22 protein-coding genes and 3 pseudogenes are annotated in these 19,887 nt (G+C 40.4%); 12 read left to right on the top strand and 13 right to left on the bottom strand.

Annotated features, from left to right (window positions below):
* Window positions 1-15: 15 nt before the first annotated feature.
* Window positions 16-492, bottom strand: a complete 477-nt coding sequence (locus tag HP401_RS08055) for a hypothetical protein (RefSeq protein WP_173604673.1) — start codon at window positions 490-492, stop codon at window positions 16-18.
* Window positions 493-623: 131 nt separating this feature from the next.
* Here HP401_RS08055 and lepB point away from each other — a divergent pair, with 131 nt between their 5' ends.
* Together lepB and HP401_RS08065 are read left to right on the top strand one after the other, a co-directional pair.
* Complete coding sequence (gene lepB / locus HP401_RS08060) at window positions 624-1,124, top strand: signal peptidase I (RefSeq protein WP_173604674.1); 501 nt, start codon at window positions 624-626, stop codon at window positions 1,122-1,124.
* Between the two features lie 148 nt (window positions 1,125-1,272).
* Complete coding sequence (locus HP401_RS08065; RefSeq protein ID WP_173604675.1) at window positions 1,273-1,647, top strand: DUF2500 domain-containing protein; 375 nt, start codon at window positions 1,273-1,275, stop codon at window positions 1,645-1,647.
* A 63-nt stretch (window positions 1,648-1,710) separates the two neighbouring features.
* Here the strand turns inward: HP401_RS08065 and HP401_RS08070 are convergent, their stop codons facing one another.
* Window positions 1,711-2,106, bottom strand: coding sequence for a DUF5071 domain-containing protein (locus HP401_RS08070; protein WP_173604676.1), 396 nt, complete (start codon window positions 2,104-2,106; stop codon window positions 1,711-1,713).
* A 125-nt stretch (window positions 2,107-2,231) separates the two neighbouring features.
* Window positions 2,232-2,387: a hypothetical protein gene (locus HP401_RS08075; RefSeq protein ID WP_173604677.1), complete on the bottom strand. Its 156-nt coding sequence runs from the start codon at window positions 2,385-2,387 to the stop codon at window positions 2,232-2,234.
* 145 nt (window positions 2,388-2,532) lie between these two features.
* Here HP401_RS08075 and HP401_RS08080 point away from each other — a divergent pair, with 145 nt between their 5' ends.
* Both HP401_RS08080 and HP401_RS08085 read left to right on the top strand, forming a co-directional pair.
* Window positions 2,533-3,000 carry a hypothetical protein gene (locus HP401_RS08080; protein WP_173604678.1) on the top strand — a complete coding sequence of 156 codons (468 nt, stop codon included), beginning with the start codon at window positions 2,533-2,535 and terminating at the stop codon, window positions 2,998-3,000.
* Window positions 3,001-3,267: 267 nt separating this feature from the next.
* Window positions 3,268-3,738 (top strand): hypothetical protein, encoded by a 471-nt coding sequence (locus HP401_RS08085; protein WP_173604679.1) that lies wholly within the window; start codon window positions 3,268-3,270, stop codon window positions 3,736-3,738.
* A gap of 223 nt (window positions 3,739-3,961) precedes the next feature.
* On the opposite strand, the gene HP401_RS08090 is transcribed toward HP401_RS08085, so the two are convergent.
* Window positions 3,962-4,114 carry a hypothetical protein gene (locus HP401_RS08090; RefSeq protein ID WP_155801079.1) on the bottom strand — a complete coding sequence of 51 codons (153 nt, stop codon included), beginning with the start codon at window positions 4,112-4,114 and terminating at the stop codon, window positions 3,962-3,964.
* 122 nt (window positions 4,115-4,236) lie between these two features.
* On the opposite strand from HP401_RS08090, the gene HP401_RS08095 reads away from it, so the two are divergent.
* The 3 genes from HP401_RS08095 to HP401_RS08105 all read left to right on the top strand — a co-directional run bounded on the left by HP401_RS08095 (window position 4,237) and on the right by HP401_RS08105 (window position 5,558).
* Entirely contained in the window at window positions 4,237-4,431 is a 195-nt protein-coding gene (locus HP401_RS08095; RefSeq protein ID WP_012685646.1) for a tautomerase family protein, read from the top strand.
* A gap of 143 nt (window positions 4,432-4,574) precedes the next feature.
* A complete protein-coding gene (locus HP401_RS08100) occupies window positions 4,575-5,060 on the top strand; it encodes an HIT family protein (RefSeq protein WP_106834073.1) in 486 nt (161 codons plus the stop codon).
* A gap of 105 nt (window positions 5,061-5,165) precedes the next feature.
* Window positions 5,166-5,558 carry a DUF7674 family protein gene (locus tag HP401_RS08105; RefSeq protein ID WP_172143289.1) on the top strand — a complete coding sequence of 131 codons (393 nt, stop codon included), beginning with the start codon at window positions 5,166-5,168 and terminating at the stop codon, window positions 5,556-5,558.
* A gap of 615 nt (window positions 5,559-6,173) precedes the next feature.
* Here HP401_RS08105 and HP401_RS08110 read toward each other — a convergent pair.
* The 4 genes and pseudogenes from HP401_RS08110 to HP401_RS08125 all read right to left on the bottom strand — a co-directional run.
* A pseudogene (locus HP401_RS08110) lies at window positions 6,174-6,548 on the bottom strand (sigma-70 family RNA polymerase sigma factor); the annotation flags it as partial.
* Between the two features lie 33 nt (window positions 6,549-6,581).
* Window positions 6,582-8,081 (bottom strand): recombinase family protein, encoded by a 1,500-nt coding sequence (locus HP401_RS08115; RefSeq protein WP_173604680.1) that lies wholly within the window; start codon window positions 8,079-8,081, stop codon window positions 6,582-6,584.
* Window positions 8,082-8,294: 213 nt separating this feature from the next.
* Window positions 8,295-9,485 (bottom strand): hypothetical protein, encoded by a 1,191-nt coding sequence (locus HP401_RS08120; RefSeq protein WP_173604681.1) that lies wholly within the window; start codon window positions 9,483-9,485, stop codon window positions 8,295-8,297.
* A 238-nt stretch (window positions 9,486-9,723) separates the two neighbouring features.
* The gene (locus HP401_RS08125; protein ID WP_012685642.1) at window positions 9,724-10,149 is read right to left on the bottom strand and encodes a hypothetical protein; all 426 of its coding nucleotides are present in this window, start codon (window positions 10,147-10,149) and stop codon (window positions 9,724-9,726) included.
* A gap of 695 nt (window positions 10,150-10,844) precedes the next feature.
* Between HP401_RS08125 and HP401_RS08130 the strand changes: the two genes are divergently transcribed.
* From HP401_RS08130 to HP401_RS08140, 3 genes are all read left to right on the top strand, one after another.
* Entirely contained in the window at window positions 10,845-11,225 is a 381-nt protein-coding gene (locus HP401_RS08130) for a DUF1259 domain-containing protein (RefSeq protein WP_012685641.1), read from the top strand.
* A gap of 778 nt (window positions 11,226-12,003) precedes the next feature.
* Complete coding sequence (locus HP401_RS08135) at window positions 12,004-12,141, top strand: hypothetical protein (protein ID WP_173604682.1); 138 nt, start codon at window positions 12,004-12,006, stop codon at window positions 12,139-12,141.
* Between the two features lie 114 nt (window positions 12,142-12,255).
* Window positions 12,256-12,573, top strand: a complete 318-nt coding sequence (locus HP401_RS08140) for a DUF2834 domain-containing protein (RefSeq protein WP_173604683.1) — start codon at window positions 12,256-12,258, stop codon at window positions 12,571-12,573.
* 450 nt (window positions 12,574-13,023) lie between these two features.
* Here HP401_RS08140 and HP401_RS08145 read toward each other — a convergent pair whose 3' ends face one another.
* From HP401_RS08145 to HP401_RS08150, 3 genes and pseudogenes are all read right to left on the bottom strand, one after another.
* Complete coding sequence (locus HP401_RS08145; protein ID WP_173604684.1) at window positions 13,024-14,904, bottom strand: S8 family peptidase; 1,881 nt, start codon at window positions 14,902-14,904, stop codon at window positions 13,024-13,026.
* Window positions 14,905-15,955: 1,051 nt separating this feature from the next.
* Window positions 15,956-16,316 (bottom strand): annotated as a pseudogene (locus HP401_RS29845) (ArpU family phage packaging/lysis transcriptional regulator).
* Window positions 16,317-16,427: 111 nt separating this feature from the next.
* The gene (locus HP401_RS08150) at window positions 16,428-16,748 is read right to left on the bottom strand and encodes a hypothetical protein (protein ID WP_254457029.1); all 321 of its coding nucleotides are present in this window, start codon (window positions 16,746-16,748) and stop codon (window positions 16,428-16,430) included.
* Between the two features lie 147 nt (window positions 16,749-16,895).
* On the opposite strand from HP401_RS08150, the gene HP401_RS08155 reads away from it, so the two are divergent.
* Window positions 16,896-17,366, top strand: a complete 471-nt coding sequence (locus HP401_RS08155; RefSeq protein ID WP_173604686.1) for a hypothetical protein — start codon at window positions 16,896-16,898, stop codon at window positions 17,364-17,366.
* Window positions 17,367-18,423: 1,057 nt separating this feature from the next.
* Window positions 18,424-18,972 (top strand): hypothetical protein, encoded by a 549-nt coding sequence (locus HP401_RS08160; protein ID WP_173604687.1) that lies wholly within the window; start codon window positions 18,424-18,426, stop codon window positions 18,970-18,972.
* 6 nt (window positions 18,973-18,978) lie between these two features.
* Here HP401_RS08160 and HP401_RS29850 read toward each other — a convergent pair.
* Both HP401_RS29850 and HP401_RS08165 read right to left on the bottom strand, forming a co-directional pair.
* Window positions 18,979-19,390, bottom strand: a pseudogene (locus HP401_RS29850) (DNA cytosine methyltransferase); the annotation flags it as partial.
* Window positions 19,391-19,661: 271 nt separating this feature from the next.
* A partial coding sequence (locus HP401_RS08165; RefSeq protein WP_173604688.1) for a sigma-70 family RNA polymerase sigma factor occupies window positions 19,662-19,887 on the bottom strand: 226 nt, incomplete at its 5' end.

Genomic DNA, 19,887 nt, shown 5'->3' on the forward strand with positions numbered 1-19,887 from the left:
AATAGAAAAGACGGCTCAGATAATGGCAGCCGCCTTAAGGATGAATGTCACCCTATCAATTGCTCTGTTCTTGTGAAAGTCATAGGTGCTCTTTGGCAAGCGTAGCTCAAACTCATAGATATGCTTGTCCCTTTTTTGTTCGAAGAAGCATTTCTGGATGATCTCCCGTCCTACTACATGGAGTGCTCCAATTGCTCTTTCAATTGCCATGCACTTTTGTTCATAGTTGCGGATCATCAATGGACGTTCTTCCCTAAGAATGATTGTGTTGCCGACAACGTCACGTCGAGTTCCACCCCCATCAATATCCCCTCTCGTGCCATTACCCTCGATATTTACCATATCTATTTCCATGAAGTCGTAATATTCAGGGAAGTATTTCTCAACTGTGTAAATCTCCACGGCAGCTTTCATCGATGGGTAGGCTTTTAATAGCGAACGAGCTCTCTCTTTGTCTTTAGCATTAACGAACAAATCTAATTGTGCGCTCATCTTTCCAATTCCCCCTCGTGGCAACCCAAGCTATAATATGGTTTGACGAACACATATTCGGGCTCCTGGCTGGGGGCTTTTCTTTTTGAAATCAATTGGATAAAATTAGGTAAAAAAATAAGGTGATACGAATGAAAACGCTCTTCCTCATGTTGTCTTTTATTTTCGCAAGTTTTCCCCCTGTCCACCCTGACCAATCCAAGAGTGTCTTTGTTTCTGAAGGTGAGAGTATGGCCCCTACCTTGAGTAGTAATGATCAATTTCTTGTTGATAAAACCTTCTATGACTCCAATCCTATCCAACGTGGGGATATCGTTATTTTTCAAGTAGAAGAAGATCGAAAACACGTTAAAAGGGTCATTGCGTTGCCTGGAGAAACGCTTGAATATAAAAGTGATATTCTCTACATCAATAACAAAGTGGTCGACGAACCATACTTGGCTTCAGCTAAAAATGTAGCCAAAAAAGAAAATCACTATCTGACTGAGGACTTCGGGCCTATAACTATCCCCGAAGATACAATATTTGTTTTAGGTGATAATCGTTTAAATAGTCTAGATAGCAGAGTAATCGGTCCAGTTCATGTCAGTAAAATATTAGGCAAGATGACAAACAAGTTACCCCCAAATTAATTATTCTTTATTTTCCACGCTCCGTTTAAGGAGCGTGGATTTTTTTACTCCTGAAATAGTATGTTAAATAGACTTTTTACTTTAAAAGGAAACAACAACCATATTTTTACGTATAACATGTAACCGAAAATATTGGAGTGATTATGGAATGTTCACAAATGACTTTGGACCATCTTTCTCTAGTGGTTTTGGTCCGCCCTGGTGGTTTTTAGTGATTGCTGGAATAATTGTACTTTTCATCTTAGGAGCGATTATAAATGGTATCAAGATTTGGATGTCAAATAATGCCTCCCCAATCTTAACTCAACCTGCAAAAATAATTGGTAAACGCACTAGCACTTCAGGTGGAGGTAATGATACCAGTGTATCCACATACTATTACCTTACTTTTGAACTCAGCAACGGAGAAAGACTAGAATTCCATGTAAAAGGTAGTGAGTATGGCTTGCTGGTCGAAGGTGATACAGGCATATTAACTTATCAAGGCACCCGATATAAGGAATTCAGCAGACGGCCTTTGTAAAATAGGGTCGTCTTTCTGCATTCCTATCTCCTTTCTATACCCCCCTTCACAATTTCTCTTTTGTTAAATTATCGCTAGTGTTTTTAAAATTTCTTTGGCGTTATCGTCTAACTCACTGTTTCTTTCAGTTGAACTTGGTTGATAAGCTATCCGTTTTAACTCGGGTGCTAGTTCTTTGATAATATCCCGTGGTAGCTCGGTTATAATCCAACCAAAGCAGGCGAACTTCCAATCATCATCACCAGATTCCAACGCCTTTTTTAATTCAGGCACGATATCTTTCCCACATGAAATGAGTATTTTGGCAAGTTCGGGAGCTATCGGCCAATTAATATCCTGTATCCATTCAAACAATTCCGGTAAGATCGACCTTAAAGAAGCTTTATCTAAACGCTTTAATTTCTCCACGTTTTCCATGTCATGTTTGTCCCGAGGTAGTAATGATCTTATATCCTCCACAACCGATTCATCCTCCTATCGTTCAAAGAACTTATTGTAATCAATTCTTTATTCAGCAAGCTATTCTCCAGTAATGTTTTGTAAAGTTACCATGTGTAGAACCCAACAGTTTGCCCACACTTGCATTAGATGTTCAATTCAATACTTGAGGCTCCAGCCCAGCTATCCTTATGGCTCGTATATACCTCTATTGGCTCAACTCCGTTATAGCCGTTCGTCATGATTACCTCAGCGACGCAAGGCTGGCATATGATTTTATATCCGACGTTCTGCGTATTCATTTCATCACCCCGCATACCACATCACTTCCTTATAGTAAATAAAAAAACGCAAGAAATGTGAATATTATATTAATTTCTACTATTTAATTGCTATATATCCTTATTATGGTAATATCAGGTTAATCCCAATATAGGAGGTAAAAGTATGAAAAAATTTGTAACTAGTTTACTTGGTTTGACTTTAGTTTTAGGGATGACTAGCTCAACATTTGCGGAAGAAACCACCGCGGAAAAAGAAATTGGTAGAGCTATTAAGCTTAATGGGTATCAAATGGAAGTTGAGCCAAACAACAAGAGATCCTCGGCAAATGAATTAGGTTTTGGTAGATTTGGTCAATTATCTACTTCGGATACAGTTGATTATTATAAGTTCACAGCATATTCATCGGGATCAGTAACTATTGAGTTATCTGGGGTCCCTAACCATATTCCCTATAGGATTATTGGTGACAATTTTTCACCTCCAGGTGGGGGGCAATATGGTTCACCAAATACTGGCGCAAGTAGAACAATTACCTTTCCTACTGTGGCTGGGACAACTTATACTTTTACTGTAGACTCCGACGCTGGTTACGATACCTCGGGAAATTACTACCTAGTCAAGCTATTGTAAACAAGCAGTTAGAGAAAATCGCCATCGCAGGCGGTTTTTTCTTATTGATTCGGATATTTGAAGTCAAAAGTAAACCAACAATATTTTGTGCTACCTCTGTTAAATCTTCTTAGACTGTTACTTTGCTCCAAGTTGTATTTGATCACTTAAATCCCCTAAAATTTAACAAATCGTGTGATTTAAATATTTTTTGAAAATTGCCCATTTTCATTGAGTTTATGGTAAAATTTAGTAAAATTAGTAAAATAAATCCAATAGGAGATTATTATGAAAAAGATTGCTTTGCTGTTATTTGCAGTTTTCATGATCCAACTCCATTTCACTTCTGCAACATTTGCATTTTGGAATGACCGTCTTAAGCCAAATCAAGAAATGACTGGTTCGCTTACGTCAATTAACGGTAAATACCAATTAGGTTTTACTGTGCGTCAGGCTCTTCAGATAAAGAAGACCAGATCAAATACCGTCTTATGGAGCGTGAATACCAACGGTGTTGGACATTCTCTCAAGCTTGACTTTTATAGCGGAAAACTCGTTTTACTCCGTGGGAATGGTGATCCGCTTTGGTATTCAGATAACGCTGCATGGAGTAATATCCATTATCAAGGTAAACCACCCGTAAACCTTAGAGGCGACCTTATGATTATGCAAGATGATGGAAATCTAGTTCTTTATAACACTACGGACTTGAATCAAGGCTGGTATCCTGTCTGGGCTTCAAATACAGGTGGTCAATAAGAATATAATAGTTGGAGCCGTGTAAGCGCGGCTCTTTTTTACTTATTGAGAACATTACCGAAGCACGAAATGTTTTGTACACCGTCTCACCTCCGTTCTTCTCAATTACCGTTTTGTTAATCATCTGAATCTAAACCCCAAACCTTTAATTCACCAGTTTTATGGTCTACATAGATGCGAACAAGTACCTGTTCATCCCATGAAATACCTTCACCGTAGAGTGTCATTTCACAATGAGGGCAAGACTCTTTCCAACTGCATTGAGTTTCTGGCGTACAATCTCATTGTTTTCAACGAGGATGTATGGGCTATCTCCGCCATTTATTTCAACTACCTCCAGGTTGTTCAAAACATCCAAAATTGCTTGTCTATTCATCGCTCTTTCCTCCCTAACTATTAAGTTAAAAATCCTTGTCATCCAAACTGTTGATATGAGTGAAACTATTTGCTAACTTGCCCGTCTACGTTATAAAAGAACCTGATTGGAGATGTGGACAAATGCCATATATCAACCTTCAAATTACAAAAGGTGCAACCCGTGATCAAAAAGCTCAGATTGTGAAAGAGTTCACTGAAACTCTTGTTAATGTTCTTGGCAAAAAGCCTGAACATACTCACATCGTTATTGAAGAGATTGACGATGAAAACTGGGGGTATGCGGGCATTCTCACTGATGATTTCAGAAAACTTTAAGCATGTTTCGTAAAAGTTCCAGTTTGATACTGGGACTTTTTTTATTACACATTTTGTTAACAATTGGAAATTTTATACTTGATCATTCTCTTTTTGACACGCTATACCTCTTTCACAAGCCACTAATGAGAGGATGAAATCTATTGCGTACAATTACCTTGGCTGATGGTCAAACAATTAATGTTGAATGCTTAAGTTGTGCTATAGTCGGCGGATTAGTTATACCAGAAGGAGGTGTACTAATTGAGACCGACTATTTTCATGCTCATCAGGATGTTGCCTACCCAATCACTGGGCAGGTAATCGTTGCCTCTAAACGCCACATTAAATGTCTTGATGAACTAACCGAGGAAGAAGCACACGATTACATACTCTTAATTCGGAAGATTAGAAAAGCACAACGAGAAGTATTAGGAATTGAACATGTCTATTATTTTTACAACGAGGATACTACCCATCATTTTCATATATGGATGGTTCCACGTTACGAATGGATGACACAGTTCGGGCGATCCGTTGAATCTTTGCGCCCCGCCCTATTACATGCTCGTACAAATATGAATTCCATTGAAGAAACTAATCAAATAATCAATTCGATTAATAAACTACGAGAAGCATTGCTTGAATAACCATAATGAGCATTGAGTATCTAGGTACACAGTAACTAAAGTGTTAAATAACGATTTGTCCATGTGATAAAATTTCGATATACCTTTTATGGAGTGAACTTTGAAATGATACAAAAACATGAGGTTATCGACTTATTCTTATCTGCTTGTCCATCCTATAAAGAAAGATGGCTCCATTTTGTTAGTGAAACTTACGACGATAGCGAAGAGCATCTTCCGTATATTGATGTCTCAGATTTCGCCCAACATGTAGATGAGCTTTACCAACAGCAAAAGTTAACCGAGTTCCCAATGATATTTGAGGTTTTAGAAATGCTGCATATCAACGGTGACGACTATGTTAGAGAATTAGCGACAATTGGGTTTCTGGAATCATTGCTAGGTTGTGAAATTTCAAGTTCAATTGAATATTTTCTGATGCCCATTTCCCTAAAATGGTGGATCTCATTAAATAAATTCATGTCTGGAGAAAGTCGTTATGTTGGCGAAGACCAATAATACAAAGTACATATTGTGTTTAATGCAAAAAGCACCGCTTCTCGAGAGGACGACCACTCTTGCAATTTCATCACTTATCAGGTGATGGTACTAAAGAGCGGGTGTTTACTCGCTTCTTCGGTGAATCTCTAAACCCTTCCTACGAATCCTGTCTCCTCGTATCCCAAATGATATTACATCGCTAGTCTGATTTAACTTAATTGAGCTTTTGAACATTCGAAATATTCCCAGTGTGTTAGATAACATCATAGATGGAAAGGATAACTATCGTTACTCTTGAAAAACTCTTCCAGGAGGGAACGAATTGGAGAAATATCGCTGTTATTACTGTGAATGTGAAACGGACAGCGTTCGCCAAATCACGTTTTTCCAAGGTAAGCAGGACCGCAATGAACTATTGTGCAGTAGCTGTCATGCTGATTGGATTGAATCCCTAAAGAGTGAGCCATAGGCAGGGTAACGATTCCCACTCCACCCTTAGTGAATGTGCTATAGGGTGGGGTTATTTTTGCCGATGCTATTCGCACACCAATCACCCGTAAGACGGCTGGCTTAAACAATGCCTCGCTTACGGGTGATCTTTTCTCAACTGATTTTCCTTTATCCCTTTACCTTTTATCTACCCTGCGGCTGTTTCGTCCGATAAAACTCATTAAACAACTTCATTAACGCTCGCTTTTCGATACGGGATACATACGAACGAGAAATGCCCAGCTCCCGCGCAATTTCACGCTGTGTTTTTTCTTTGTCCTGATCCAGCCCAAACCTACCGATGATCACCTCTTTTTCACGCTCATCGAGGATGTGTATGTGCTGGTAAATTTTATTGGACTCCAGCTTGAGCTGCACAGCGTCGACCACTTCGTCGGTTTCTGTACCAAGGACGTCGATTAAGGTGATTTCATTCCCTTCTTTATCCGTCCCGATTGGGTCGTGCAAGGAAACATCTTTTTTGGTTTTTTTCAGACTTCTCAGATGCATGAGGATTTCAATCTAAATGTCAAAAGAAGTGCATAAACGGATTTAGAACGTGTATATCTCCACGCTCTCTTCATAAACTCTAACTTCCCTTACTACATGACGGATCAGCTCTTTCTTATCCTCAAACGAAAGTTCATCCTGTGCTTTTGATAAATAATAGTCAGCAGCTTCCTGGATCAAGTTGCGGCTATATTCGTTATCGATCTGTAGTTTCGCTTGTTCATGTAGCTCGTTCAAGCGCTGATTCAGTTTATCTTCCTTTTCCTTCAGCTCTTTTAACCCTTGCCGTATATCTTCTTCGCTTATGTCTTCTTCAACGGATGCAAATAATTTGAGCAATTTTTTGCGTCCTGCTTTCGTTTTTTCGAGTTCTTTTTGCAAACGTTCCAGCTCTACTTGCTCAAATGGAGTCTCCACCTTTTCTTCAACCGCTATCGCTATCTCATCTGGATTGTTCAACCATGAACGTACCGTTTCCCAAACCTGATTGTCCAATTGCTCACATCTTACACGGCGACCGCATCCCTTATTTTTTGCACCTGCTGTATTCTTAACGTCAGTATACTCAAATACATGTTGGCTCCAGTTTTTCACTTTTCTTCCTGACATCGTATTACCACAGGACCCACACCGTACTAGGCCACTTAAGAGGTACTCGTTGAAGCTCCGGCCTGCCCATCTCCTTCTGGATTCCTTTAGCAGTCGCTGGGCATGTTCAAATTTCACTTCGTCAATGATAGATGGGCAGGGCAAGGATATCCACTCATCTTTTGGGCGCATTTTCATACGGACTTTCTCATCTGCCTCGCGAAACTGATTACCCAGCATTCCTTCCGTATTCCACTTATTTTGATAAAATCTCCCCACGTACGCCTCGTTCATCAGCATCTGTCGCACCACCTGACGATGCCATACACTAGCACCACGCTTGGTAGGAACCCCTTTATTGGTTAAATAAACAGCTATCCCATTAATTCCCTGAACGAGCTCGTTGGGCTGAGTAAACAGATCAAATACGAGTCGCACTACTGCTGCCTCTGCTTCATTTATTACGATCTGTTCCTTCTTGGAATCATAGCTGTATCCATATATTTGAAAGTCACGGAGAACACGGCCCTGTCTTGCCTTTTCTCTTCTTCCACGACTCATTCGTTCATTGATTTTCGCTTTTTCGAATTCTGCAATTGCTCCACGCATGCTATAAAAGAGCTGTCCTTCTGGAGTCTTGGCGTATTCGCCATTCACGAATACGAGCTCTATCCCGCGTTTATCAAATTCATCTGTAATTAGCAGCTGGTTCATAAGCTTGCGTGATAAACGGTCGGGATCCAGACAAACGATTTTCGTAATGAGTCCTTCCTTCGCATCTCGTCTAAGCCTTGAGAGAGCCGGTCGATCTAAGAACTCGCCTGATACATCGTCAACATATTCAGCAGCTTCACTCGTCGCTGCTTTCTTCCTGCATTCCCTTAACTGATCGTCGAGGCTGAATCCGCTCTTGGCTTGTTCCTCTGTACTCACCCTGGCATATATTCCGATCATACGGCTTCTCCCTCCTGTATTTTCCTAATAAATACTGATAGCAGGCGGAACGAATACTGTCAGTAGCAATACCCGGTATAATCTTTACATGCACCGTTCATCCCCTCCTGTCGAGAAGATATGCGCGAACGGCTTGTCAAAAGTAGTGAGGAAACACGAAAAAAGCACCACACGGGTGCTTTTGTTTGATAATGGTGTAGTGCTATCGAAAACTCACCGAATATGATCCAGGACGCTTTTTATGACCTGCAGCGAGTCCTGCCGATCGAATAAATTATAGCGCGCCTTGACTGATTGATAGACCTGATTCAGCGCTTTTTGGCTCTTCGTTTTCCGGTACTCGCTCACAAGTTTGGTAAAGGAAGGATGCCGGATTACGTCTGTTCGCCAGTCCCACACACGCGGTTTTTGGACTTCTTGCCGGACTTGCTCCACCATCTCCATTACTTTAGGTTCAAGAGAGGCGCTGAGCTGCGTTTCGGCCTTCTTCGTCTCTGGAAGTTTAGACAGAATCACATAGTTGGGATGGGAGGACAACGGCTTGTTGTTTACATACAGTAATTGGCCCGAATAGTTGTGCACGGCCTCAAGCAGCATGTCTTGATTGACTTCGTATTGAAAATACTCCCATCCAGCCGCTGTTTTTTTACTCGGCAAAAACAGCTGGATGAAGTCGAGCGAATTTGTGTAGTACGGCTGCGCTTGCGGATACACATACCCTTTTGCATCGACCTGGAATTCCGGCACTCCCACCTCTACTGCCCAACGGACCGCTTCACTTTGGCTGTCCTTGGGAGCTACACTCCCTTTAAAAGGCCTAACTTTTTTGTACATGCGGTACAACGTCTCCGCAACAAATTGCTTCGTAAGCAGTTGGTCTTTCAGTTCCTCAGGCTGTACGTACCCCGCTTGGACAAGTGCGTCTATCCGTGCTTTTAGTTCCATCTCTCCTCGCTTTCGCCGTAGATCGCCTGCCCATTGACCCGATGCTTCCTGCTCCAATATTTGCTTGCTGATGGCGGCCGGATCGTAGCCTTTGGGATAGACGGGATCCAATACCCCGATCTCATTGTACAGGGCAAATAAATACCCGTTTTTAGAAACGACGAATTGATCGATCATGAAACCGCGCGGCGTGTCTGTACCGTTAAGATCGCCGACAATTTCCGTGAGACTTTTTCTGTTTTTGTCCAGGATGCTGGCCGGATGCGGATTTTTGATCTTAAGCGCATCTTTTAGGAGAGCATGAAAAACTTCTTTTTCTTCCAGCGTATTGACCGTGGGCATTTTGTAGGAAATGCGATAGGAGGTCGCCGTTGCCGCTCCTACCTCTTGAATGGGATAGGCGATCTGCCCGACAGACAGAACGGCTGTCATTGCAGCGATGAGCACAACCTTTTTCATGGACTTGTTACCTCCTCAGTGGGGCACATGTTTATCGGGGGTTTGCAAATACATTTGTTTGACGAACTCCTCTTGAATAAAGTTACACCTCACCCACAATTACCCTGGAGATACCCAGCCTTCGGGCAGAGTTCTCTCCCGCATCCTTATACCTATTTCTGGACTCGTTTCTACTAAGTGGTTTTTCAAAAGAAAAAGCACCGCGCGGGTGCCTATTCGTCTAACTATTCAGTCAGCATTATTTTAACCAAAAATTAATAACCGTATCCCAACCTTTTTCCCCTCTAATTTCAACCGGGGCTGATACGGCGAGTACTCTATTGTTTTCGTCTACCGCATAAGCATGTATTCGATATAGTTTTCCAATTCTTAAACTATAAATTTTTGAGCTAGTAGTGTACGAAGTACCAGTCGCATCCTCATATCCATCTGTTACATTGTAACGAACCCACTTATATCTATCTGCGCCTGGAATATAATTAAACTTCACCCCAATATCTTGAAACATATCTTCATACTTTTCATCTTCGTTAGAAGATATTTTGGATGATGAATAGTGAGCCGTTGCAGTAGCTGCAGGGGATTGCTGTCCCTCCTGTGCAAATGCAGGTACAGCTGAAGTCAATAGTGCCAGTGTTGCTAAACTAGTCAGAAACTTTTTCATCGAAAAACACTCCTTCTTACTCTTATTTTTACCCGCCCTCAGAAGAGAAGCAAGTTAACGGGAGAGTGGACTTTGTTGCCGACATTTAAATGTTACGGATAACCTTTCCATTTACTCCCATTTATTACAAAAACATCATAACACGCAATCTTAAATTAGTACAAGTGTATTATTTAAAAACTTTGGGATTTCTTTCGGTAGGCTGCTCCGTAATTACAGATCGCCTAAAAATAATGACAAGGGGCGAGTGGCCGGAGCCGTAAATCTCGCATGTAGTTCCCTGTTCATTAAAATCCAAGCAGAATTATTCGAAATTTCCAAAGTTCTGAGGGGTTCCTGAAATTTAGTAACTGTGTACAACTTAAAAATAAAATGAATAATTGCATATCCCCTACTCCACTCGTCGCAACTAGTGCGTTTATGCTCAGAATGTCCTGCCTTTATCCATGATTTTGTCCGCGTTTTATCCAGAGTTTGTGCCGGTCTTTTTGGCATAAAAAAAACACTCAGGTCGTCCCGAGTGCCGTAGCAATTTGTTTATCTGGTCCTTCACTTTCAAACTCTCGTGTAATCATTTGTAGTAATCTCCTTGCTATTATCCTTTCACTTGTACATGCACCCTTTTTCCCCCCTGTCCAGAACCTCTTATTCTGTTCTACATAGAATGTATGAAAACAAGAAAAGGAGGATCACACTTGAAAATACCGAAAAGTTTATGCGATCGTATAGCCAAAATTCTGGGTGGGACAGGCATGTCAAATGATACTTGTTCTATCACCATTCAGCGTAACCTCAATGCAACAATCTTGGGCAAGCCATATGATACAGAGCACGAAATTACCATTGAATCCCTCGACAAAGAAGGCAACACCTTGAATACAGGTGAATTTACACTCCTGCAAACCGAAGTCCAAAAGTTTATTGACGCTGTTCGTAAAGAAGGGTTTATCGTTTCTGCCCTGCACAATCACTGGCTCTTTGATAAGCCACGTCTCATGTATTTGCATATTGAATCTGTTGAGCCACCCATAGAGTTTGCAAAGAAACTACGTCGTGCTTTGAATGTACTGAAATAACCAATCCCCGTGGCGCTAAGCGTATAAATACCTTAGCGCCTCTTTCATTCTCTGCCACTATCGTTTCACACATTGATTGTTGTCTTGCCTAGTCGTCTCCTTACTACATATTTGCATCGTCTCTCCTCCCCATTTAACAAATCGTGTGGCTTGTAAACTTTTCCTGCAATTTGGCAACCTATATCATCATGAATGCGGAGGTATTCACTTGAGTTGGACTTTGCTATGGCAATCTGTAGGTGTAATTGTACTCGGTACTCTTCTACTGCGAATTGCTGGTAGAAAATCAATTTCTCAAATGACTATGGCCCAAGTAATTGTTATGATCGGGCTTGGTACTTTGATCATCCAACCTATTACTGGGAATGGTTACTGGCCTACATAACTATTCTATTGTGGTAAATTAAAGGTAAAAAGTTACCAAAGGTCGTGATTTTTTGAACAGTGGATTCTTAAAACAATGGTGCCTCACACATGAGGTTGAAACTAGGTCGATTCATTAGCCATGTTCATCGATAGATGGGATGAAAATATGACATATAAGGGAATCTCATACGGATTTGATTACGTTGTCTCATACATTCCAATCGTTTTTAAAAACAAGAAACTTGGCTGGTATAAACTACTATTCAATCTTGATGGAGAGATTTTTGACGATTTCTTCGTCATTGACTAAGTACGCATTGTAATTATATGAACGAAAACCTTAATTTGTTTAAATTGGTCACGGTTGTTTTCTCTGGCTCCTTCAACCTTCCAGTTCACCGGAGACTTTGCTATGGATGAGAATGGGAATGGTGACTATGAGATGTGGAATTGCACCAGAGATGATCTGACTAAAACCCTATCTGCATTGGCAGCTATTGCTGAACAGGCCTTTCATGAAAACTACAGTATTGTTCACCATGGTATTTAGCATTTCGAGGAACATATAAATTCCCTAAAATGTAAATAGTTTACTCCGAAACTAATTGAACTGGACTCTTTACCTACTGTATAATATCTCCAAAAATAAGGGGGAAAGTTGAGGATGAAAAACCTATATTTATTACTGGCAATTTTGGGGGCAGTCTTGCCTTACAGTTATTTCATTCCGTTCCTTCGTACAAATGGATTAGATATCAATCTTTTTACATCGGAACTTTTTGCAAACGACATTTCTTCGTTTTTTGCAACCGATTTTCTTATCTCATGCTTCATTTTCTGGGTATTTCTTTTTCAAGAAGTTAGAAAGCATCACATGAAGCATTGGTGGATTTACATCGCCGCAACTTTAACAGTTGGTCTATCATTTTCTTTTCCTCTGTTTCTTTACTTCAGACAGAAAACAATAGAAGGTCGTAAATGAATTGATTTCACATAATTCGGCTGTTGATCATTTGAAAAATTCCTAATGTGTTAGATAACATCATAGATGAAGAGGATAATTATCGTGACTCTTGAAAGACTGGCTGGCTTTGATCTTAACGAACTTTGAGCTGAGACCAACTGAACAGGCGTAGCACTTCTTCCGAATAAAGTATTTCTCCGGTTCCAGTATTAATAAACTGGCGCACTAAATGATCATCACCACTGTTGTTTGGGTTTGTTTTACACCAAGAAAGAAGAGCCCCCAGCTTCCCTGATTGCTCATCTAATTTCCCATATAGTTATTGTAACAATCACATTTGCAAGCATCTAATCAATTGATGGTCGTGATTCTGTCGAAAACCTTCCAATAAAAAAGACCCGTCCAAAGACGGGTCAGAGTGTAGGTAAAGTTTCTTACTGATTAAAATGTCATGATAAAACGCGCACGTTACCATTTTAGTGTAATATTATCGACAAAAGCTGAATCAGATCCACTACTCGTACCTCCGTCTTTACTATACCTCAAAGTAATTGTATGGGGTCCGAATTGAACCGGAGTCTCGAACTTTGTCCAAGAAACGTTACCAGATACACTCAAAACTTTCATTCCTCCAATGAAAATTTCAAAAAAATCGAAGTTACTTTCTGAGCTGACTTTATAATCCATAGACAAAATTGCACTAGAGACAGTTGAAGGAATATTTATATTAAAACTAACTCTAGATTCTTGTCCGTCAGAAATATCTTTATTGGTAAAACTGTATGTGCCATCATATCGCTCTAGATTGGTACGTACCCAGTCGCCTGAGAAGTCAAATGCATATTGTGCGTCTTCAAAATCCTCCTTAACTACAGTTGGGGTTGCGCTATACAGTTCTAATGTAAAAGGACCTGTTTGAGAGTCATCTTCTCCAGAAACGCTAATGTAAACAGTTTTTCCAGCATCAAGAAATACAACTGCACTCGTTACTCCTGTCACTGTTCCATATGGACTAAACCCTAGCAATTTATAGCTTTCATCATAAACACGAATATGAGTTTTCATTTGATTAGTTGTTTTAAACAAGTATCTGTCGGATGTTGGAGCCACATATTTAAAATGTTTTACACCACCATTAACTAAATTGCTATTAGTATGAGAACCTGTAATTGTAGTAGCGCTAGACGTTAATTTCCCTGAATATGAATTTCGTGGGGTCCACGGGGAAATAACCATTCCCTTTCCAAAGACGACATCCATACCCTCTTTACCCAACTCTTCTACATTTGACAAAATCAAATTTTTAATTTGATTAGCCGAATAAGAGGGATTCATTTGCCAATACAAGGCAGCTAGTCCTGTTACGTGGGGAGTTGCACAAGAAGTACCAGTAAATAATCCGTACTCCTTAGAAATATCATAATGATTAATCCCATTTCTATTGGCGCTTGAAGGAATGGTTGTCATTACATTATGACCAGGAGCAGACACATCCAATTCAGGACCACGACTTGAATATACGGCAGGTTCTTTATTAGCCTTTAGACACCCTACAGATAATACAAAATCGTATCTCGCTGGATAAATCATGTTGTCGTTCATTGCCCCGCCTACATTTCCTTCATTACCCGCACCACAAATTATTAAAATATCATAAAACGATGCAGCATCTCGAAAAGCGATCCTACGGCTTTCCACATCTACCCTTCCACCAAAGCTGCAATTAATAATTTTTACTCCTTGCCTAACCAACCACTCTATCGCTTCAATTTGAGCTGCTACGTCCAAACCATTTCCAGTTTCATGGGTAATTTTTGCACAATAAAGAGACGCTCCAGGAGCAATTCCCACATAACCTTTATCATTATTACGTGCGCCAATAATTCCTGCAACTGATGTTCCGTGACCCAGATAGTCAGACTCTGGTGGAGTTGTATATCCATAGACTGCTGCATAAGCGTTATAGCGGCCTGCATAAACAATGTCCTCATGATTTGCGAAACCTGAGTCGATAATACCCACTTTTACACCTGCACCCGTGTACCCTCTAGAAACGAATTCTGGTAAGCCAATTAATGTAGATGGCCATTCTGGTGGGTTTTGTGCCATTAAGGGCTGGTCTTCAATATTCTCTTCCACCACGAGAATGTCTGGGTCATTTCTTAACGAAACAAGTACACTTTCATCTGGATCACTGATAATAAAGGTACGAGGCAAATTCTTGAGTTCTTTCTGTACTTTTGCTCCGTGCTTAATTAGCTTTTGCAGGTTACTTTCATGTACTTCTTTTAGTGTCGTTCTCTTAGATGTTTTCTCCTTAAACGAAACCAAGTAAATTTTTTTCTTCATAAAATTTCTCTCCTTTGATTTGTGAATTATCTGATCAGATGGCAAACAGAAAAGCCACCCGGCGTTCCGAGTGGCTTATTTCTTATTTGCTTGTCTCCATTTTATCAAAGAGTCTTGTTAGCTCACAGAATCATACTGTAATGTAAATTTGTGTAATTAATTGTCAACCTAGCAAGCCCATCTTATTGATCTTGTTTTTCAAAAGAAAAAGCACCGCGTGGGTGCTTATTTTTCTCCTGCAATTTCCCTAAGATCCACACCAACTACTGCACTAGAGTTATCGCCTCTAGTTACCGCTTCTCTCGGTACTACTATTGGATGAGTCCAGGGACCCTCCTGTTCCAACCTAGCAGTACAACTGCCACTATCAATGAATTGACCTAATCCAGCCCAAGAAGTGTAAACAGTTATATATCCTTGTAACATTGAAATCCCCCCTTCGAATTACATTTTGAGGTATTTTAAATAGATTGTCTATACTAAAGCCCCCACATTCTCGGCAGGGGCATCCGCCGCGAGACAATCCTCATACTTATTGCGCCATAGATAGGTTAGAGGAGGCGGTACAGCTGGTAAATCTGCACTCTTGAGACAGGATCGGCGTATTCGAATTTGAGAGATACCGGACAAGAGGCGAGGGGCCGAAGCCTTACGCCTCTTGTCCGGTAAACCCCAGCAGAGTAATTCGCGATTTTCCACAGCTCCAAGAGGTCCCAAAACTTGAAAACCGCTGTTATGCATACAATGAAAAAAACAATTGTATTGTTCCCTGCTACGATCATCGCAAGACTAGCTCGTTCAGGCTCAGAATATCCGCCTCTCGTAAGGTCATATACCTCATCACCCATAAATTCGCTCAGGTACGAGACGGTATCCCCCAAGAGCGAATCTCGCTTGCTCTTGACTCAAGATTACCGATTTCAACATTTCAAATCGTCCTGCCTTTTATCCCTGATTTTGTCCGAGTTTTATCCAGCTTTTTATTGGGTTTTTGTCGATATTTTGGGCATAAAAAAAAAGACATTCAGATCATCCCGGGTGCCGTAGCAATTTATCGTATAGTATCTTTTTTTCTCTCATAGTATTGGTCCTTTGTCAGGCCCATATCAAGATAAACATTGATATCTTTGACTCATGATGTGCTGAGATAGTTCTCTTCGATGATCTGCCGCTCTACTTCATCCAACGAATACTGCAAAGCCCTTTCAATCTGTCGTGCTTTCAACTCATGAATGGACTCAGACTTTTGAAGGCGTGGAAACAGTTGATCAATGCCCTTTTCCTGTCGCTCCTTTTTATTTTGGACAGCAACACGAAGGGCTTTGTACTCTTTTAACCCTTTAACAACAGCCTTTCTGACTTCTTTTTCGTTTACTGGTTTTCAGAAATGACAGTTGCTCTTGTGCGCTCATCTTTCCAATTCCCCCTCGTGGCAGCTTATCCTATAATGTTTTTTCCTAACATATATACGGGCTATTTGGGGGCTTACTTTTTTGTCTCTTTTTTATTCCTTAAATATTATGTTAAAAGTCGTGTGGATCAGCCCACTCAAAGTCCTCTTCTGTTAGACTTTCATTTTCTGGGACACTGTTTATAAAGTTATTAATGGCATCTTCTAAAGCTTCATCGGGAGCATTCCCTAAACCAACAATCCAATCTGGCGATCCGTCCAAGCGAGATTTAAAAGCAACATTTACCTGACCTGTGAAACCACCTTTGCTACTTTCTTTGATCTTTACCTTAAACTTGGGAAACGGAAGTAACACATGTGCCCACACGTCATACTCTCCAACTACCTTATATATATGAGTTACTCTCGAATCACTTACATTTTTCCACTTCATCAAAATTCACTCCTAATTAATAGAATTTCTCTTATGTCAAAATGCGATTTCTTTCCTCTGGTTTGTAGCAAAAAAGTATTTACATTTTATGGAAATAATCGTAAATTATCTAAGGATGATTTTACAAAATTTTAGGAGGTTGCATTTATGAAATTAAAAAAACTGATTTCAACGCTTGGACTTACGACCTGCCTACTTTCCATGTCATCTTCAGCATTCGCTATGGGTGATGCCAGAGAGCCTGATAGTTTTGACTCACCGAATTATTTTCAAGGAATTGGTGATAGTTTTGAAGGTACTTTTTACAAATCATATCCAGATCCTAACATACCAATGGATCATGACTATTTTCAATGGACAAACAATACAGGCGAAGGAAAAGCATTCTATCTTCATTTCGATACCTACCAAAATCGCAGCCTAGACTATCAGATTCGTGATATGAGTTTTTCTGGTTCAGGAAATCGTGTATTTAAGGATACAGGACGCGAAGCCTGGTATATATATTTGCCGGCTGGCGGAACACTCAGAGTACATGTTTCTTCCCAAGATGCAATAAGAGTTGACCCCAATGTGAAATATATCATTGCCTTGAGCGAGCGTCCTTGGTGGAACTAGATTTGTAATAAGATTTAGAGGGCTGCATAGAAACGTTCTACAAGCAGCTCCTCTAAATCTTTTGCTTTCCAAATGTAAAATTCTCATCTGATGCTGTCGTGATGGTTGGTTCCGCAAATAGCGTATCTTTATCACTTGCAATGCTTCCTTCCCGTTCTCCTCCCAATTCCACAGTCCTTGCTGCCCTTTTGTTGGCGCAAGAAGAGAAACGATCAGCTTTTTGGAAAAGGAAAGTACAATCCGTCTCTAAGCTAGCCGTCAAAATTGCGCAGCAATTCCAAGTGTGCATAGAAGATCCCTTCATTTTTGAGGAAGGTGATCTTGATTAACTGGCCAGTCATTCGTTCAGTAAAGCTGTACCCTTTCAGAAGTGACGATGATTTTTTGCTTTCAGCTTTATATCCGAAATTAGGATAATCATCTAGTCCATACTCCTTTAGGCAACGTTCACATGGTTCTTTGACGACTTCCTCAAAATACGGGATATGCGGCGATACACCCCCATCTTTTCAAGCGTGTATCCCAGACCTTTACATATGCTATCACCGACATTTCTCCCCTCGCCCTTCAGGCAACTAACAGATCGTGTGTTAAGTTCCCATAGGTAAGAATTCTAATGATTGAAAGATCACCATTTTACAAGAAATTGAAATTGGATTATTCTATTTTCGTAACTTTCTGTAAAGGGGGTGATACTAATGAAAAAGCTTTTTTCTTTTGCCTTAACAGCCGTTTTGGTAATGTCAGTCTCTACGGCTGTATTTGCATACAGTGAGCCCAATTGTGGTGGGGGTGGAGGCGGATGGGGGGGGGGGGCGGTTCCAAAAAACCCCTTCCCCACTGTGACCCCAAATAATTTGAATAAGCCTCCTATTGGGGGCTTTTTTCAATTACCGTTGTGTTAAACACTAAATCCGATATAATAATAATTTGGAAGTAATTTGCAACGAACGAGGTGATGCAATACAACCTTAAGATAAACACTTATGCCGAACCAATATCTGTTGAAAAAGTACTACTAATGAACGAGATCGTGAAATAATCCTGGAGGCCTTGCATGAATAAGATCCAACAAATTGCCCTAGTAATTGGTTTGATAATGTATCTTCTTACTCCGGCATTTTCCAGTGTAAAAGATGTTTCATCTATGACCGCCTATGAAAGATTCAAACCCCAAGAATCTCAATCAAACGCTCAAGAGTTTCTTACCCACATTCTAGAGAATATCCATGAAGGAAATTTAGGTGGTGATATCACTTTTCATCTAACAAAAGAAGAACTGAAATCAAAATTTGGTATAGAAGACGAAGACTATGTTTCAGTAAGGTTGCATACCCGCTTTTTCGACCGAAACGGGTATAGATATATGCTTAATAAATACAAAGGAGAGGAACGTCTAACTGTCATACAAGCAAAATTTGAATCATTAACAAAAGAACAGATTTTTAATATTTTCGGTGAAAATACGTACGGGAATCAAAAATATAGATTTGAGATTTGGTATAAAGTTGGCGATTTTATGGTAATGTTTTTGAATACTGATCCAGATAATCGGAATGACTACAATAGCATCATGGTTTCACCACGTACTCCTTTTAAAAATTGATTGTACTTAATCAGCTTGCACCGTCAGAGCTATCTGTCCGGCAAGCTGTATGTAACGTTCGAATGCTACTGCGTTTCCTGATCCGGTACAATGTTCTGGCAGGTTCGCTCTGACCAGCGCTTCCGCGAATGGTGGTGATACCGAGTTTCCGCAACGAGCAACTCTCTTAACTCTAGCATTGGCATTCCAATATCAACGATTTTTGATAGTCCTCTCCGTGGACTGTCACTAAACCAAAGCGGTCCTTGGTGGGTAAGGTGTGTAGAGGCTCGCTACACTCTTGTCCGACGCCAGAGCTGTAATACTTCATCAGAAAAGCTCTTACCTCTCCGTGATGCGTTCCGCCAGCCGTTATCGTGTGCAATGGCTCGTTTAACACATGTCCATAGTTTGCGCCTCGGAACTTAACGATGTGGGATTATACAAGTAATAATAAACAGGCTGATGGTCGCCAAAATGCTTTATTACATAGAACTAACCGCTTCAATTCCACCTTTAATTATTGCTGCTAATTCGTCAGCAACAGTTCAAATGGAGAATAATGGTACTTAATCCATCCACTTAATAAAGATCAACTGTTACTTGCCGAAAATCCGAATTTAACTGTTTCAAAAAAAGTAAAACTGATTTCTAAAAGTGAACTCAATCAATATGTAGGTCCCCTTCCTCATATGACTACATCCCATGAGCTACCCTTTTGACATTACTATCTCATTCTCAATACAACGCGCAGCATACGTAGCCAACTTGGTGCCCTTATCCACCTGATAACTCTCGATTGCTTTGATCAGGCCGATGGTACCGATGGAGATCAGATCTTCACTGTCCTCACCCGTGTTCTCGAATTTCTTCACAATATGCGCCACCAAACGCAAATTGTGCTCAATCAGCTTGTTGCGGGCGTAAGGGTCGCCC

It is taken from the genome of Brevibacillus sp. HB2.2 (genome assembly GCF_013284275.1).
In the GTDB taxonomy this organism is placed as follows: Bacteria; Bacillota; Bacilli; order Brevibacillales; family Brevibacillaceae; genus Brevibacillus; species Brevibacillus brevis_D.